Genomic DNA, 15885 nt, shown 5'->3' with positions numbered 1-15885 from the left:
ACTAATCACTTGAGAAGGGAATTTAAATAAGCCATATTAAAACGGATGTGTTTGATATGAGAGCGGTTGTAGGTATAGACAATATCTATAAAATGAGGATTAAGACTATAGCTTGGGTAACTCACTTCATTGGCTTTGTCTAAAACTTTTAAGATTTTAAACGAGTTGGAGTTTTCTAATTTAGAAAGCCAAAGTTCTTTACGACGCAAAGATAAATCGCTAGGGTTGTGGATCAAATACAATTCTTCGTTTAAATTGATCAAATTCAAAGCGTCATTCAAGTTTTTCAAATTCGTGAGCATGGGTTTTTGCCAAGCGGTAGGGGTTTTACAGGTTTCTAGCATGAGGCTATCTTTAAAAGAATGGTTTCTAAACGCCATAATAGCGCAATCTTTAAAGGGGGTTAGGCTTGGCTGGAACTGGTGGTTTAGGGCATTAGGCCTTAAAAGCTCTCTTGGGTTATTTTGTTGATCAAATTTCAACAACAAGGGGTATTGGGTGGCTAACTCGTGATAGAGCGGTAGCACAAAACCGCCATCAGTGGTGCTTAAGGGTTTATTTTTTATCAAATGGCTTAAGTTTAAAAAAGGGCTTAAAGAGAGTTTTCGCGCAAACTTAAAATGAATCGGCTCTAAAGCACTTTCAAGTTGATAGATTTTAGAAGTGGCCCACCCGCCCATGCTCACCCCTACGACAAACAACAAGATTTTATTATCATGCAAAAAAAGCAAGGGGTTACCTAATTTTTTGATGTATTCATGCGAATGATGAGAAAGATCTTCTTTGGTTAAAAGAATGAAGGCTTCGCTCCAGCGATTAGTCTTGCCATCAAAAAGATTCGCGCTGATTTTCACATCCCTTGCCCCTTCTTTAGTGCCGCTAAAATAAGCGCTCAAGAGGTTATCGTTAGGCAAGCTGATTAAAGAGCTCGCATGTACGCTTAAAGCGTCATTTGGTTTAGGGATAGTGAGTTGCGTAAAATAGGGGGGGTTTTGAGTGACAAGGGCTTGATTATGCGTGAAAGCATAGGGGGAGGTTTGGCGCTTCATTATAATTAAAAATAAAACGATAAAAAGCCCCACGAAAAAGGCGGTGTTTTTTAGGCGATTTCTTGAAGGTTCCAAGATAGCGTTTCGCCCCCTCTTAAGATAGCAATTTTTTCATTCAAACAAAGCGTGTGCGTAGGGACTATAAAAGGTTTTTTAGACAGATGCGCTTTTTTATTAGGCAAATTGTCTAGCGCGTAGATTTTTTTAGCGTTATCGCTGATAAAGGCTTGCAAATTTTCTAAAGCGTTGTGTTTTTCAAAAAGTTCGCACAACGCAGGCAACAAAATAGGAGCAGAAAAGATGCCTGCCGGGATGTTAGCGCTATGCTTTTTAGAAATGAAATGCGGGGCACTATCCGATCCAAAAGAGATTTTAGGGTGGGCTTTTAAAGCAAGGGATAAAAGCCTTTCTTGGTCTTTTTTGGTTTTGATTAAGGGTTTGCAAAAACAATGCGGGTCCAAACTCCCCCCTAATAAGTCATCTAAAGTCATGCTGATATGGTGTAAGGTCAAAGTCGCATAGAGGTTGTCATGCTTTTCAATCAAAGCGATACTGCGCCAATCGCTCAAATGCTCTATAATGATTTTGAGTTTAGGGAATGAAAGGGCGAAAGTTTCTAAAACGCTATGGCATAAAAATTCTTTATCCAAACAAAACCCGGCTTGTTCTGCATGGACGCATAAAATAAAGCCTAATTTTTGGGCGTTTTCTAAAATCTCCAAAGTCTTTTCACCCAACAAATCTGAAGTGCCGTTTTGCGCGTTTGTGGTCATGCCTTTGGGGTAGAGTTTTAAAAATCTGATGCCTTTTTCGTGAGCGCGTTGCAATTCTTCTAAAGTCAAACCATCGTTAAAATACAAACTCATTAAAGGCTTGAAGTTTGAAGAATTTTTTAAAATTTCTTCTTCATATTCAAGGGTGGTTGGAGCGTTGATTAAGGGCTTACTGAGATTGGGCATGATAACCGCGGCGCTAAAAGGCTCGCTAGAATATTCCAATACCGCTTTTAAAAGCGCGTTTTCTCGCACATGCAAGTGGGCGTCTATGGGGTCAAAAAGCGTGATTTCCATTTTTTAATTGCCTCCTAAGTAATAGCGCACTCTAATACGAATGAGGGTTTTGGTTTTGGGGCGCGGGTAATCCTTATAAGCGATCTGAATGGTTTTTAAGGTATTGTCATCAAGCATTTTGTATTCAGATCCAATGATGATTTTAAGATCGGTAATATCGCCGTTAGGGTGCAAGTAAAATTCCACCGCATTCGTCCCGTCTTGCCCTAAATAAGCCGCTACTTGAGGGTATTCTAAATACTTTTGCGTGATGCGCCCAATATCCCTTAAATTATTCCTGATGAAATCTTTTTCGGCTGTACCTAAATCCCCAAATTCTTCGCCATACAATTCATCAATATCCCTTCTGGTTTGGTTATCCAAGCCTTTATTGTTTTCTTGTCTGGGTGGTGCAACTTCTTTAGGCAAGAAAGAAAGCTGGTTAGGGTCAAATTCTTTTTTAACAGGTTTTTTCTCTTCTATTTTTTTCTGCTCTACTTTTTGTTCCACTACTTTTTTCTCTTCTTTTTTCTCCTCTACTACTTTTTTCTCTTCCACTTTTTCCACTTTTTTGAGTGCCTTATGTTTGTGGTTGGGCTTTTTGGGTTCTGGTTTGGGCTTTGGTTTAGGCTCAGGCTTTGGCTTTTCTATAGGTTTTGGCGGGGTTGGCGGAGTTGGGGGTGTGGGTGGGGTGGGGGGTGTTGGGGGTTTTTGGGGGCCAGCTAGCGTGGGTTTAGGAGCGCCCGGGGTGTTTTTACTGGGATCTTGCGAATGGCCTCTTTTTAAAACCAATAAATTTTCAGGATTTAATTTAACGAGCTTGGGTTTTGAAGGAAAAAAATCTTCTCTGTGTTCAAATAAAAAATAAATCAACCAATGTAATAATACAGACAGAATGAGAGAAAAGAAAAAATTCCTGTTAGAATGATCCACAGGGTCAAAATTTTTCCCTAACTTAACAGATTGTAGTTTAGAATTTTCCGGCATATAAATTTCCTAATTTTGAATTCTTTATATTATTTTCAGCTTCTTTAATCAGTTCTTCTTTAGATGTTTTTGGGCTTATTTTGTCTAAAAGCAGGCCGTATTTGTCGCTTAGTAAGACCAAGTAACGCTCCTTATTGGTTTCTATTGAGATGATTTTATGGTTCGCATCAACACGACCCAAAACGCTAATGTCTAGCTTCAAATCTTTTTTTAAAAAAGACCCTGGTGTAGGAACAATTTTTTTTTTGATTACATACAATATTAAGAGTAAGACAGCAATAACCGCTAACCCCTTGTAAGCATGGCTTAAATCCAGTGGGGGTTTTAACTCTAGAGCGTTTGAGAGGCTTTTGGCTCGCTCTTTTTCATCTTGGCTTGCGAGATTGGCATGCTGAGATTTTTCTTTCAAGCTAGGCGGTGGGGCTAAATGAAAACCTTTAGGCAAAAAGAGAAAGCGGAGCCGTTTTTTATCCTTGCTGTTTGAAGCTTGGATTTCTAATTCTGTTGTGGCTTTTTTAGACAAGAGGTAGATGTCATTTTGGTAGGAAAACATTTCTAATGCATTCAAAGAGGCTTCTTTAAAATCCATGGTTTTTTTAGAATCCAGTTTAGCGTTTTTTAAAACGATCACCTTTTGCCCTTCAACTTCCATGATTTTAGGCGTTTTGTTAAAAGGCGTTTCAAAAGTGAGCGTGGTTTGCACGGCTTTTATAGATGGTGTTGCTGGAGCGTTTGAATCAGGTTGGACTTCTTTTAATGCATTTTGCCAATGAACCAATTTAATGGGGGCGTCATCATTTAAAGGTATTTTTTCTTCAGCCAATAACATTAAAACAGCACTCAACAATAAAAACAACGCTTTCATGAATTTTTAGCGAGATAATACACAATGGCGTTAGAATCAAGGATTTCATTCAAACGAATGGCTAAATTCCTTTCAAAAACCATCACCTCACCCTTACCAATAACCCGCCCATTCACAAAAGTATCCACGCTTTCTCCGGCGGGTTTTTGCAAATCAATCACAGAGCCTTTTTCAAAACGCAAGATTTGTAATAAAGGGATTTGTGTAGAGCCAAGTTCTGCGCTAAAAACAATCTCCATGTCTAAAAGGTTTTTATAATCGCAGATGAGTTCTTCTAAATAAGTGGAAAGCTCTAGTTCTCTTTCTTTATTCGCTTTCTCTTTTTCTTTTTCGGCTATTTTTAACTTATTAGCTTCTGTTTCTGGCATAAAACTCTACTCTTTCAAGAATGATTTGACTTTGATTATAAAATCTTAATTTTACTATAAATTTTATAACAAATAAAGCCACTATGCTTTAAAGCTAGCTTTAGAAACGCAAAATTCTTTTAAAAAACACGCATCGCATAAGGGGTTTTTAGCCTTGCAGGTGTAGCGGCCAAACAAGATTAAGGCATGGTGGAGTTTGGATAGGTTGTCTTTAAACAGATTGCTGAGTTCTTCTTCGGTTTTAATAGGCGTTTTAGCGTTGCTTAAACCTAAGCGGTGCGTTGCACGGAACACATGGGTATCTACGGCTATATAATTTGCATCAAAGCACACTGAAAGCACCACATTAGCGGTTTTTTGCCCCACGCCATCTAGGCTCATTAATTCTTTTTGCGTAGAGGGGATAACGCCCTTAAAATCCCTAACCACTTTTTGCGCCATACTGATTAAATGCTTGCTTTTATTGTTGAAATACGAAACGGATTTGATGATCTCTTTAACCTCTTCTAAAGAAGCGAGCGCTAAATCACTCACGCTTGGGTATTTTTCAAATAGCTTGGGCGTTATTTGATTCACTCTAGCGTCCGTGCATTGAGCACTTAAAATGGTAGCCACTAGCAATTCATAGGGGTTTTTATGGCGCAATTCGGTGGTTTGGTTGGGGTAATGTTTTAAGAGCAGCTCTTTGATTTGTTGGGCTTTTTGGTAAGTTTTAGTGTGTTTTAAACCCATTTTCACACGCTTTCTTTGATGACAAGGTATTGCGCTTCATGGGATCTTAAAGCCACTTGAATGCGGTTGATTTTAACCGAAAGCGTGGCTTTTTTCATGGAATAATGCAAAAGAATGCATTGAACCCCTTCATGGATACCAAAAGAGAGGAAGCGTTTTTTAAGGGCTTCATCGCAGTTAGCGATTTCTACGATTTCATAAACTTTGTCTTTAATGGCTTCATTGAGCGTCATTTTATTTCCTTTTTGATTCAATGTTTTTTTTGACTTCATCCACGATGATGTCAATGGGCGTGAAAATACGGCGCAAGATTTTAAAAGGCGCTTGGATAATATCTGATGCTAAAGTTACTTGAGTTTTAGGTTTATCCAGAGTGCCTTTGACATTCACATTAGTGGTGATTTTACCTCCTTTTCCTAAAACAAGATAGCCCACAATAGGGATTTTATTTAAGACATTACTCAAAGCCTTGATAGTGGAAACTTCTAAATTCAAATCCAATTTGTTTTTGTCTAATTCAATGATCCCATTGCCAGCAATATCAAGCGTTTTGCCGACAAGATCAATTTTTTCTAACCCTAAATATTCTTTAGTGATCCCAAAAACAACAGACCCCTTTTTGATTTGATAGCCATTAACCCCTAAATGAGGGTTCTTAAAGACAATGAGAGAGGGAATGGTGTTGATGAGATTGATCATGTTTTGCATGAGAGCGAAATTCTTTAAGCTTGTGTTTTGGAATTTCAATTCGCCGTTGAAAACCTGATCTTCAAGAGCCCCAATAAGCGTGAATAAGCCCCCTTCTACGAAATCTTTTTGGAGAATGGTGTTGATATAATCCCCGCTAAAATTATGGGCCTTAAGATACAAAGCCCCATGCACTAAATCCGCCATGATCATGGCGTTTTTATAATTGCCATCAATTTTCACTCTGTCATCTTGAGCGACAATATCAAGATTTTCTAAAGGAAAAGGCATTTTTTTATAGATTAACACGACATCTTTAGCATGGATGCGTGTAGAAATAGGGATAATTTTATGGGCTTTTTCGTAGCGTTGTTTGGCGCTAATGAAAATATCTTCATCTTGGACTTCTTTAGAGCTGGGCTTTTCTTTGCGTTCTTTGGAGAATAATCCCACAATAGCTGGCATTTTACTATCTAAAAAATCATCAATGCTTAAGTCAATGTTATTAAGGGTAATATCCTTTTGATCCCCTTTAACTTTTATAGATATGCTTTTACTTGGAGTATAGACAGAAATTTCATCTTTATTGATAGAGCCAAATAAAGAGAGGGAATTAAATTGCTTGCCGTTGCTGTGATAGATGGGTAAAGTGATTTTTAAATCTTTAGCGAAAAAATCAATATTAATAAAATCGCTTGTAGAAACTTCCAAAGAGCCATCTTCTAAGGCGAAATACTCCATAATAGGGGAATAGGGCTTGATTTTTTTCAAATCTTTGATTCTAAAAACATAGGCGTTATCTTTAAATTCGCCCTCTAATAAAAGTTGTGGCACGCTCCATTGCATGTGGTTGGGGTTAGAAAAATCAAAATTCAAAGAAAGGTTTTTAAGAGTGTCTCCTGTAGCGTAGAAAACATCTTTAGTGAATTTATCTTCACTTTGGGCTTTAATGGTGTCTATGATTTTTCTTCTAAACACCTCTGAGTTTTCGCCCTCTTGAATAACAGAATGCAAGCTTTTTAAATCTAAAGAAAATTTAGCGGGTTGTGGGTTATCTGGGTCGTTATTCAAGCCATAAGAACGCATGTTGATATTATTGTTAGTGTTGAATCGTATTTTATGGACTAAAGAATCCAAAGAAAGGGTTTTTTTATTCAAGTCTAAAGCGATTTTAGCGTCTAAATCCAGCATGTTTTCATAGCGGGTGTGGGTAGTTTCTATGTAAATGTATTGGTATTCTTGGGTAATATCTAAGCTTATATTAGCGTTTTGCGTATAAAGGGGGATATTATAGAGCGAGAGAGTGCCTTCTTGCAAATTAACATTGCCTTGAACGCTAAATAAAGGGGCGGTGTTTTTCAAGAATTGTAAGGTGAGTTTCAAATCTGCGCTAGATGGCATGCTGATTTTATCCAAAGGTAAAACGACTTTATAAGCGCTCAATAAATCCTTAATGCTATCGCCATAATAATTAGGGGTCGTTTTTAAAAAAATCTCCAACTTGGGGGCTTCTAACAAATTGGAAAAAGTGGCGTAAGAGCCGGTTAATTCCATGGTTTCATAAGTGATTTTTTGGGGCTGTATGAGAAGCTGTTTGTTTTTGAAAACTAATTCGGTTTTATCCATTTTAATGGGCGATAAGCCATCATTGAAAACGACTGAAGGTTTAATCAAAGTGGCTTTAACTACAGAATTTTCCAAAAGCGATGGGATAAATTCGCTAGGAGTGAAATTGGCTTTGATTAAAGCGTTATCAATCTTAAAGCTAGCAAATTGGATCTTGTCAAAAATCCATGTTTTTAAATTTTTTTGCGATTGGCGTTGGAAAAGAGGCTTTAAAAACGCTAGGCTTTTCATTACAGAAGTGTTAATTTTTAATTCTATGGTTTTTAAATCGGTTAGCCCTTGCAAATAAATTGCAGCGCTGGGTTCAATTAAAGGCTTGACAATCAAATTGAACGCCATTTTCCTAGCTTTAGGTGAATAGTGGGCGTTGCCATCCACTTGGACTTTAATGTCTTTAAAAAGCAGATTGATGATTTTAAGCTTGATATTTTTATCGTCTTCTAGGGAAAATTCCCCTTTGACTCCCGGGAATTCCAACTCGTATTTATTCCCATCAAAAAAGATATTGGCTTTATTTTTGTCATCTAAAATGATTTCTTTGACTTTAAGTTTTTCAAAATAAGACACCGCCCAAATGCCATAACGGATATTTTTAATCAGATCTGAAACTTCTAAATGCTTTTTAGTGGGTTTTTGATGGAAGAAAGAAGAGAGATCAATGCGTTCAACTTCTAAAGAAAGCTTGTTGTTAAGTTTTAAGTATAATTCAGAAATGCTAAGCTTTCCAATTTTTAAATTTTGTATATGAATGCCGTTTGAAAGGGTTTTGTGAATGACAACTAAGATAGCAAATACTACCACAAACAAGATAATGACATTAAATACTTTCTTAGATACATGCTTTCTTTTATTCATTAGTATTCTTTTTTATCTAAGTATACCAATTTATCCTAACAAAGTGGTGGTTGTCCCGCAAGGTTCGCTCAAAAAAGTGTTTTTTTCTTTAAAAGAGCAGGGCGTGGATATTAACGCTTTGGATTGGCTTTTTTTACGCCTAATGGGCATGCCTAAAAAAGGTTATATTGACATGGGCGATGGGGCTTTAAGAAAGGGGGATTTTTTAGCCCGTTTGATTAAGGGGAAGGTGGCTCTTAGAAGCGTTACTTTAATCCCTGGAGAAACCCGCTATTTTTTCACGCAAATTTTGAGCGAAACTTACCAACTAGAAATAAGCGAACTTAATGATGCTTATGAAAGCATCGCGCCAAGATTAAACGGCTCTGTGATAGAAGATGGGGTGATACTACCGGACACTTACCATTTGCCTTTAGGGGAGGACGCTTTTAAAATCATGCAAACTTTGATTGGTCAATCCATGAAAAAACACGAAGCTTTAAGCAAACAATGGCTTGGATACTACCATAAAGAAGAGTGGTTTGAAAAAATCATTCTCGCTTCTATTGTGCAAAAAGAAGCCGCTAATGTTGAAGAAATGCCCTTGATTGCGAGCGTGATTTTTAACCGCTTGAAAAAAGGCATGCCTTTACAAATGGATGGGGCTTTGAATTATCAGGAATTTTCACACGCTAAAGTAACAAAAGAGCGCATTAAAACCGATAACACCCCCTACAATACCTATAAATTTAAGGGCTTACCTAAAAATCCTGTAGGGAGCGTGAGCCTAGAAGCAATCAAAGCCGTGGTTTTCCCTAAAAAAACCGATTTCTTGTATTTTGTGAAAATGCCGGATAAAAAACATGCTTTTAGCGCGACTTATAAGGAGCATTTAAAAAACATTAATCTTTCTAATAATCATTTTTAAGATTAAGGTTAATGGGGCGTTTTTTCTTTTAAATTGAGTAAAAAGTGTTTAGTATTTTCTCATTTCAATTTTAAGTTCCTACTATTAAAGCATTTTAGAATTTATTAAAAAAGGCTTGCTACAATTTTAGGCAAATTTTGATTGCTAGGGCTTTAGAACAGCTTTTAGCACAAAGGAGAATGAATGGCTAAAATGAGCACTCCAGATGGGGTTGCCGTTTGGGTGAATGAAGACAGGTGTAAGGGTTGTGATATTTGCGTATCGGTATGCCCTGCTGGGGTTCTTGGCATGGGGATCGAAAAAGAAAGGGTGCTTGGAAAAGTGGCCAAAGTAGCCTACCCAGAGAGTTGTATCGGTTGCGTGCAATGCGAGTTGCACTGCCCGGATTTTGCGATTTATGTGGCTGACAGGAAGGATTTCAAATTCGCTAAAGTTTCTAAAGAAGCCCAAGAAAGAAGCGAAAAGGTTAAGGCCAATAAATACATGCTCTTAGAAGAGACTATTTTAGAAGGGAGAGGCAAGTAATGCGTGAGATTATTTCTGATGGGAATGAATTAGTCGCTAAAGCGGCGATTGAAGTGGGGTGTCGGTTTTTTGGGGGCTATCCTATCACGCCAAGTTCGGATATTATGCATGCGATGAGCGTGGCTTTACCCAAATGCGGCGGCCATTTTATCCAAATGGAAGATGAAATCAGCGGGATTAGCGTGTCTTTAGGAGCGAGCATGAGCGGGACGAAGTCTATGACAGCAAGCTCTGGGCCTGGTATTTCATTGAAAGTGGAGCAAATCGGTTATTCTTTCATGGCGGAAATCCCTTTAGTGATCGCTGATGTGATGCGTTCAGGCCCATCAACCGGAATGCCCACTCGTGTGGCTCAAGGCGATGTGAATTTCTTAAGACACCCCATACATGGGGATTTTAAAGCCGTTGCGCTTGCTCCTGCTAGTTTAGAAGAGGCTTACACCGAAACCGTTCGCGCGTTCAATTTGGCTGAAATGCTCATGACTCCTGTATTCTTGCTCATGGATGAAACCGTGGGGCATATGTATGGCAAGGTGCAAATCCCAGATTTAGAAGAAGTGCAAAAGATGACCATTAATCGTAAGGAATTTGTGGGCGATAAAAAAGACTACAAACCTTATGGGGTCGCACAAGATGAGCCGGCTGTTTTAAACCCTTTCTTTAAAGGCTATCGCTACCATGTTTCAGGCTTGCACCATGGGCCTATTGGCTTTCCTACTGAAGACGCTAAAATCGGGGGGGATTTGATTGACAGATTATTCCATAAGATTGAATCCAAGCAAGACATTATCAATGAAAATGAGGAAATGGATTTAGAGGGTGCTGAGATCGTTATCATCGCTTATGGTTCGGTTTCTCTAGCGGTTAAAGAAGCCTTGAAAGATTACAACAAAGAAAGCAAGCAAAAAGTCGGCTTTTTCAGGCCTAAAACCTTATGGCCAAGCCCGGCTAAACGCTTGAAAGAAATAGGGGATAAATACGAAAAAATCCTTGTGATTGAATTGAATAAAGGGCAGTATTTAGAAGAAATTGAAAGGGTTATGCAAAGAAAGGTGCATTTCTTTGGTCAAGCCAATGGGCGCACGATTTCGCCCAAACAAATCATCGCAAAGTTGAAGGAGCTTTAAAATGGCGTTTAATTATGATGAATATTTGCGTGTGGATAAAATACCCACTTTGTGGTGTTGGGGCTGTGGCGATGGCGTGATTTTAAAATCCATTATCCGCACGATTGACGCCTTAGGTTGGAAAATGGATGATGTGTGCTTGGTGAGCGGGATTGGTTGCAGCGGGCGCATGAGTTCGTATGTGAATTGCAATACCGTTCACACCACGCATGGTAGGGCTGTAGCGTATGCGACAGGGATTAAACTAGCTAACCCTAGTAAGCATGTGATCGTGGTTTCTGGCGATGGCGATGGCTTTGCGATTGGAGGCAATCACACCATGCATGCATGCAGAAGAAACATTGATTTGAATTTTATTTTAGTGAATAATTTCATTTATGGTTTGACTAACTCCCAAACTTCGCCCACCACGCCTAATGGCATGTGGACGGTTACGGCTCAATGGGGGAATATTGATAACCAATTTGACCCATGCGCTTTAACCACCGCTGCAGGGGCGAGCTTTGTGGCTAGAGAGAGCGTTTTAGACCCTCAAAAATTAGAAAAAGTGCTTAAAGAAGGTTTCTCGCACAAGGGCTTTAGCTTCTTTGATGTCCATAGTAATTGCCATATCAATTTAGGGCGTAAGAATAAAATGGGCGAAGCGTCTCAAATGCTAAAATGGATGGAAAGCCGATTGGTGAGCAAACGCCAATTTGAAGCCATGAGCCCTGAAGAAAGGGTGGATAAATTCCCTACAGGCGTTTTAAAGCATGACACGGACAGGAAAGAATATTGCGAAGCGTATCAAGAAATCATTGAAAAAGCACAAGGAAAACAATAATGGAAGCGCAATTACGATTTACGGGCGTTGGAGGGCAAGGCGTGCTGTTAGCGGGAGAGATTTTAGCTGAGGCTAAGATTGTGAGTGGGGGCTATGGCACTAAGACTTCCACCTACACTTCGCAAGTGCGCGGAGGGCCCACTAAGGTGGATATTTTGCTAGACAGAGATGAAATCATTTTCCCTTATGCTAAAGAGGGCGAGATTGATTTCATGCTTTCAGTCGCTCAAATCAGCTACAACCAGTTTAAAAGCGATATTAAACAAGGCGGTATCGTTGTCATTGATCCCAATCTAGTAACCCCCACTAAAGAAGACGAAGAAAAATACCAGATCTATAAAATCCCCATTATTAGCATCGCTAAAGATGAAGTGGGTAACATTATCACGCAATCTGTCGTGGCGTTAGCGATCACCGTGGAGCTTACTAAATGCGTAGAAGAAAATATCGTGCTAGACACCATGCTTAAAAAAGTCCCTGCAAAAGTCGCTGAAACAAACAAAAAAGCCTTTGAAATTGGCAAAAAACACGCTTTAGAAGCTTTGAAAAAATAAGGGGGTAACTCCTTATCTCACTTCTTTAGTTATAACCTTTCTTTTTTTGTATTTTTGAAAAAAAAAAAAAATGATATAATGCTTGGATTTTATAGAGGATTCTTGTATGCACAAATTTTTGGATGGGGCAAAAAGTGAGGTTTTAAAATATGATGTGATTTCTTTTGATATTTTTGACACCCTTCTTTTAAGACCTTTCATTAAACCCACAGATTTGTTCTTGTATATTGAAACCAAATATAATATTGAAGGTTTTTGTCAAGCAAGGATTTTAGCAGAAATGCAATCTAGAGAAGTGAGTAAAGAACAAGATATTACTCTAGATGAAATTTATCATCAAATTCCAAAAGAGTTTTCTTCGTATAAGGAAGTAGAAATCGCCACTGAAAAAGAGATGCTCATTCCAAACTTAGAGATGTTAGAACTCTATCATTTCGCTAAAGAGAACAATAAGAGAGTGATTATTGTATCAGATATGTATTTGCCTTTAGAGGTCCTTGAAGACATTTTAATTTCTAAAGGTTTTGGTGGTTATACAAATTTCTATCTTAGTAATCATATAATGCTTACTAAACATTCAAAAGATTTATTTAAACATATTTTAAAACAAGAAAATATTGCTCACACGCAAATGTTGCATATTGGTGATAATTCTTGGGCAGATGATGCCATGCCTAAAAGTTTAGGTATAGCGACGCTATTTAGAAAAAGCGTGTTGAAGCAATTAGAAGAAGTTTTTCCTAAATATAAAACATTTAGTCCAACCAGTGTTGCACAAAGTTTTATTTTAGGTTCTCTATGTGTTTTTTATAAAAATTATATTCAAAAACATGAAAAATTTGACTATTGGTTTCTTTTGGGAGCGATGCAAGCAGGAATTGCAGCCGTTGCTTATTGCCAGTTTATCTATAAAGAGATTCATAAAAGAAATATTGACACTTTGATGTTTGTTGCACGAGATGGTTATTTGTTGCAAAAAATTTTTAATATTTTATATCCAAATTCATATAAAACTGCCTATGTCTATGCCCCTAGAATTTTAAAAAAAGCGATATTTTTGGAAGTCGTAGAGAATGAGAGTTTGGAAATTTTGCGTATTTTAGAAGGCGAAGAAGAAGTTAAAAAGAAGCAAATCACCACTAACCAACAGGCATATATATATATATATATATATAGCAACTTTGAACATTGCCGCCATTTAGCGTTAAAATGTTTGGATAATTATAGAAAATACTTGTTTTCACAAAATTTAGAAGGCAATATTGCTATTGTGGATACGATCACTATGGGCTATTCTTCGCAAGAATTAATGCAAAAAGCTTTAAACAAAGAAGTTTTTGGATGCTATGTGGATCTCATCAGAATTTTAAATTATGATTGCGTGAGTTTCTTGCCTTTTTCACACCCTAAATCCATTTATTTTCATAATTGGGATTTTATGGAGTTTTTACTAACAAGCCCTGAATACCCTATTTTAAATGTAGAAAATGGCGTTCCAATCTATCAAAAAGATGTTTCATCTTGTGAAAAACACCGCTCTAAAGTTTATAAGGAGATAGTAGAGGGAGCTGTTGAATATGCTTTGTATTTTAAAGAAAGTCACATTTCTCTAGACATTCATGATGTGATAAAATGGGTAAATTTCTTTATTGACAACCCTAGCATTCAAGATCAAGAGAGATTTAAACAAATCTATTTTCTGCCAGACGCAACGCATAAAAACGCTCTGCCTTTATTTTACAATGGTGATATTTCTTTATTGTCTTGCATTTTAAGGCCTTCACAAAGTTATAGCATATTAAAAAGAAGTTTTAGGACAAACAAGCAAGAGAGGTTGTTTAAAATATTATCTCTAATTAAAAAAATCTATGGAAAGTTAAAAAAGAAATCGTAATTGGCTCTATTCTAATCAAATTGTATAATTTTGCATTTTATTTTATAGCAAAACTCATTTTTGTTTAATAATTCTCTCAAAAGTTATTCACTAGATAATTTTTATTTATTCAATAATGCGTTTTTGAGTATAATCCTACGAAAATTTTAAGGAATGGCATGGAGTTTTTAGGACTGATTTTAAGTCTAGCCGCTATTTTTATAGCGTTAAAAAAACCTGAAAAAGAGAATTGGGCGTTTGGGATTTTGGTTGTGGTGTGGTTGGTGGAATTGGTGATTTTTATAGCGCATAGTTCTAGCGTTTTGCCTAATATGAATTTATAGGGGGGATGCATGAATAAAGAAGCTAGATTTTACAACCTTTTTTCTTTAGCGATTTTAGGGATTTTGATCTTTCCTGTGGGTTTGGCGAATTTTTATTTTGGCTATGTTTTGAAAGATTCCCCTTGTATTTTTTGCTGGGCACAACGCATCAACATGATTTTAATAGGGGCGGTGGCGCTTTTGGTGGTGCGTTTTGGGTTTAAGCCTAAATATATCGCTTTGTTATTACTCATGGCTAGCAGCGGGTTGTATGAGAGCTTTTATCATACCAGTAGCCATGCTTTAGAAGATGTGGGGCAAGGCTTTGCGCTCGCTATTTTGGGCTTGCACACGCAGTTTTGGGCGCTTTTTGTCTTTTTTAGCGTGGTGGTGCTGTTAGCGCTTTTACTCTTTTTTGCCCCTAATACCCAACCTTTTAAAGATCGTTTATTAAATGCGCTCCAAAAAAGCGCGTTTTTTATTTTCTTTATTGTGGTGGGTTCTAATGCAATACAAGCGTTTGTTTCTACCGGGCCTTTCCCTTATATAGGGCAAAGCGATCCGGTGCGCTTTTCTTGGAATTTGAAAGAAGCTGTCTGGTCTATGGAGAATTGGGATCATTTGAAATTCCCACGAAGCGTTTTGGGCAGAAGAGATGTGGGCGAGCCTTTGAAATTGAGCGCTTTACCCAAAGACAATGATTATAACCATTCGCCTCTAAAAATCGCTAAAACTCTAAAGATTGAAAAAAAAGAAGAGCTTTTTTTGAAATTGAATGGCGCAATCACGGATTTGAATTTCAATGAAGACAATGCGATCCTTATCACAGAAAACCAAGGCCTTTATCTTGTGGGTAACGATTTAAAAACCATTCATAGCCACATGGTGTTGGACAGCTATTATAGCGCGACGGTGGGGTCGTTTGTGGGGGCGGATTTCAATGAAGATGAAAACATTGTGATCATGGGCAATAATAAAACGAGCGTAGAAATCACTCCTAACAAAAACGCTAACGCGCTTAAAAATTACCCTTATTTTTTAGAAGGGGCTAACTCTTTTGATGAAGTGGAGCGCAGCCGCTTAAAAACTTCTAGGGCGAAAAATTATTACATTAGCGCTGCAAGAAGAGGGGCTAAATTGACTTATTTGATCAGCGCTCCTAACAAACGCTATAAGGATTTGATCATCATCTCCATGCTCAATAGCGATAAACAAGTGCATGCGGAGTTTATTCTTGAATTAGGCCATGCCAAGCTTAAAGAAAAAAGGGAATTGGGCGAATTAATGATCAGCGCGTTAGCTTTAAAAGACAATAAACTTTATGCATTCAGTAAGGAATTTAACACGCTTTTAGTCATAGACCCTACAAAAGAAGAGATCCTTGAAGTTTATGGCTTGCCTAAAGAGATTAAAAATATCAGCGCTGGGGGGTTTAGAAACAATGAGCTTGTCCTTGTGAGCTATGAGGATAATAAAAATATCCTCTATACCCTTGATTTTTAAACTCTTTTAAAGCTACTTTTTTCTAATATACT

Annotated in this window: 16 protein-coding genes; 8 read left to right on the top strand and 8 right to left on the bottom strand. The window is 37.6% G+C overall.

Annotation, left to right across the window (positions count from 1 at the left end):
- Positions 1-5 precede the first annotated feature (5 nt).
- From QT74_RS01925 to QT74_RS01890, 8 genes are all read right to left on the bottom strand, one after another.
- Entirely contained in the window at positions 6-1124 is a 1119-nt protein-coding gene (locus tag QT74_RS01925) for a 3-deoxy-d-manno-octulosonic acid hydrolase subunit 2 (protein WP_033764230.1), read from the bottom strand.
- The gene (gene pyrC, locus QT74_RS01920) at positions 1100-2119 is read right to left on the bottom strand and encodes a dihydroorotase (RefSeq protein WP_033764227.1); all 1020 of its coding nucleotides are present in this window, start codon (positions 2117-2119) and stop codon (positions 1100-1102) included. Before pyrC ends, QT74_RS01925 begins: the two co-directional genes overlap by 25 nt.
- A 3-nt stretch (positions 2120-2122) precedes the next feature.
- Entirely contained in the window at positions 2123-3085 is a 963-nt protein-coding gene (locus tag QT74_RS01915; RefSeq protein WP_033764225.1) for an energy transducer TonB, read from the bottom strand.
- Positions 3069-3950 carry a hypothetical protein gene (locus tag QT74_RS01910; protein ID WP_033764224.1) on the bottom strand — a complete coding sequence of 294 codons (882 nt, stop codon included), beginning with the start codon at positions 3948-3950 and terminating at the stop codon, positions 3069-3071. The genes QT74_RS01915 and QT74_RS01910 overlap by 17 nt, the downstream gene beginning before the upstream one ends.
- Positions 3947-4318, bottom strand: coding sequence for a flagellar motor switch protein FliN (fliN, locus tag QT74_RS01905; protein WP_001115284.1), 372 nt, complete (start codon positions 4316-4318; stop codon positions 3947-3949). Before fliN ends, QT74_RS01910 begins: the two co-directional genes overlap by 4 nt.
- An 81-nt stretch (positions 4319-4399) precedes the next feature.
- A complete protein-coding gene (nth, locus tag QT74_RS01900; protein WP_033764315.1) occupies positions 4400-5050 on the bottom strand; it encodes an endonuclease III in 651 nt (216 codons plus the stop codon).
- A 2-nt stretch (positions 5051-5052) separates the two neighbouring features.
- On the bottom strand, positions 5053-5283 hold the full coding sequence (locus QT74_RS01895) for a FeoA family protein (protein ID WP_000174130.1): 231 nt from the start codon (positions 5281-5283) through the stop codon (positions 5053-5055).
- Position 5284: 1 nt separating this feature from the next.
- On the bottom strand, positions 5285-8218 hold the full coding sequence (locus tag QT74_RS01890; protein ID WP_033764221.1) for a DUF3971 domain-containing protein: 2934 nt from the start codon (positions 8216-8218) through the stop codon (positions 5285-5287).
- Here QT74_RS01890 and mltG point away from each other — a divergent pair.
- From mltG to QT74_RS01850, 8 genes are all read left to right on the top strand, one after another.
- Positions 8136-9125 (top strand): endolytic transglycosylase MltG, encoded by a 990-nt coding sequence (mltG, locus tag QT74_RS01885; RefSeq protein WP_033764218.1) that lies wholly within the window; start codon positions 8136-8138, stop codon positions 9123-9125. The two genes, QT74_RS01890 and mltG, sit on opposite strands and share 83 nt — an antisense overlap.
- A 183-nt stretch (positions 9126-9308) precedes the next feature.
- Entirely contained in the window at positions 9309-9650 is a 342-nt protein-coding gene (locus QT74_RS01880; protein WP_001096906.1) for a 4Fe-4S dicluster domain-containing protein, read from the top strand.
- Positions 9650-10777, top strand: coding sequence for a 2-oxoglutarate synthase subunit alpha (locus QT74_RS01875; protein WP_001206886.1), 1128 nt, complete (start codon positions 9650-9652; stop codon positions 10775-10777). The genes QT74_RS01880 and QT74_RS01875 overlap by 1 nt, the downstream gene beginning before the upstream one ends.
- Position 10778: 1 nt before the next feature.
- A complete protein-coding gene (locus QT74_RS01870) occupies positions 10779-11600 on the top strand; it encodes a 2-oxoglutarate ferredoxin oxidoreductase subunit beta (RefSeq protein ID WP_000885304.1) in 822 nt (273 codons plus the stop codon).
- A complete protein-coding gene (locus QT74_RS01865) occupies positions 11600-12154 on the top strand; it encodes a 2-oxoacid:acceptor oxidoreductase family protein (RefSeq protein WP_000388055.1) in 555 nt (184 codons plus the stop codon). The genes QT74_RS01870 and QT74_RS01865 overlap by 1 nt, the downstream gene beginning before the upstream one ends.
- Positions 12155-12260: 106 nt before the next feature.
- Positions 12261-14048, top strand: coding sequence for an HAD-IA family hydrolase (locus QT74_RS01860; protein WP_033764215.1), 1788 nt, complete (start codon positions 12261-12263; stop codon positions 14046-14048).
- 158 nt (positions 14049-14206) lie between these two features.
- On the top strand, positions 14207-14371 hold the full coding sequence (locus QT74_RS01855) for a hypothetical protein (protein ID WP_033764212.1): 165 nt from the start codon (positions 14207-14209) through the stop codon (positions 14369-14371).
- A gap of 9 nt (positions 14372-14380) precedes the next feature.
- Positions 14381-15853 (top strand): disulfide bond formation protein B, encoded by a 1473-nt coding sequence (locus QT74_RS01850; protein ID WP_033764210.1) that lies wholly within the window; start codon positions 14381-14383, stop codon positions 15851-15853.
- Positions 15854-15885: the final 32 nt, after the last annotated feature.

The sequence above is a fragment of the Helicobacter pylori SA213A genome, assembly GCF_000476275.1.
Classification (GTDB): domain Bacteria; phylum Campylobacterota; class Campylobacteria; order Campylobacterales; family Helicobacteraceae; genus Helicobacter; species Helicobacter pylori_CL.
This window is presented reverse-complemented; position numbering and strand designations above follow the sequence as displayed.

Excerpts from the sequence above, each read along its gene's own strand:
- pyrC (WP_033764227.1), bottom strand. The coding sequence starts at position 2,119 with ATGGAAATCACGCTTTTTGACCCCATAGACGCCCACTTGCATGTGCGA.
- QT74_RS01915 (WP_033764225.1), bottom strand. The coding sequence starts at position 3,085 with ATGCCGGAAAATTCTAAACTACAATCTGTTAAGTTAGGGAAAAATTTT.
- QT74_RS01910 (WP_033764224.1), bottom strand. The coding sequence starts at position 3,950 with ATGAAAGCGTTGTTTTTATTGTTGAGTGCTGTTTTAATGTTATTGGCT.
- fliN (WP_001115284.1), bottom strand. The coding sequence starts at position 4,318 with ATGCCAGAAACAGAAGCTAATAAGTTAAAAATAGCCGAAAAAGAAAAA.
- nth (WP_033764315.1), bottom strand. The coding sequence starts at position 5,050 with ATGGGTTTAAAACACACTAAAACTTACCAAAAAGCCCAACAAATCAAA.
- QT74_RS01895 (WP_000174130.1), bottom strand. The coding sequence starts at position 5,283 with ATGACGCTCAATGAAGCCATTAAAGACAAAGTTTATGAAATCGTAGAA.
- mltG (WP_033764218.1), top strand. The coding sequence starts at position 8,136 with ATGACAACTAAGATAGCAAATACTACCACAAACAAGATAATGACATTA.
- QT74_RS01890 (WP_033764221.1), bottom strand. The coding sequence starts at position 8,218 with ATGAATAAAAGAAAGCATGTATCTAAGAAAGTATTTAATGTCATTATC.
- QT74_RS01880 (WP_001096906.1), top strand. The coding sequence starts at position 9,309 with ATGGCTAAAATGAGCACTCCAGATGGGGTTGCCGTTTGGGTGAATGAA.
- QT74_RS01875 (WP_001206886.1), top strand. The coding sequence starts at position 9,650 with ATGCGTGAGATTATTTCTGATGGGAATGAATTAGTCGCTAAAGCGGCG.
- QT74_RS01870 (WP_000885304.1), top strand. The coding sequence starts at position 10,779 with ATGGCGTTTAATTATGATGAATATTTGCGTGTGGATAAAATACCCACT.
- QT74_RS01865 (WP_000388055.1), top strand. The coding sequence starts at position 11,600 with ATGGAAGCGCAATTACGATTTACGGGCGTTGGAGGGCAAGGCGTGCTG.
- QT74_RS01860 (WP_033764215.1), top strand. The coding sequence starts at position 12,261 with ATGCACAAATTTTTGGATGGGGCAAAAAGTGAGGTTTTAAAATATGAT.
- QT74_RS01855 (WP_033764212.1), top strand. The coding sequence starts at position 14,207 with ATGGAGTTTTTAGGACTGATTTTAAGTCTAGCCGCTATTTTTATAGCG.
- QT74_RS01850 (WP_033764210.1), top strand. The coding sequence starts at position 14,381 with ATGAATAAAGAAGCTAGATTTTACAACCTTTTTTCTTTAGCGATTTTA.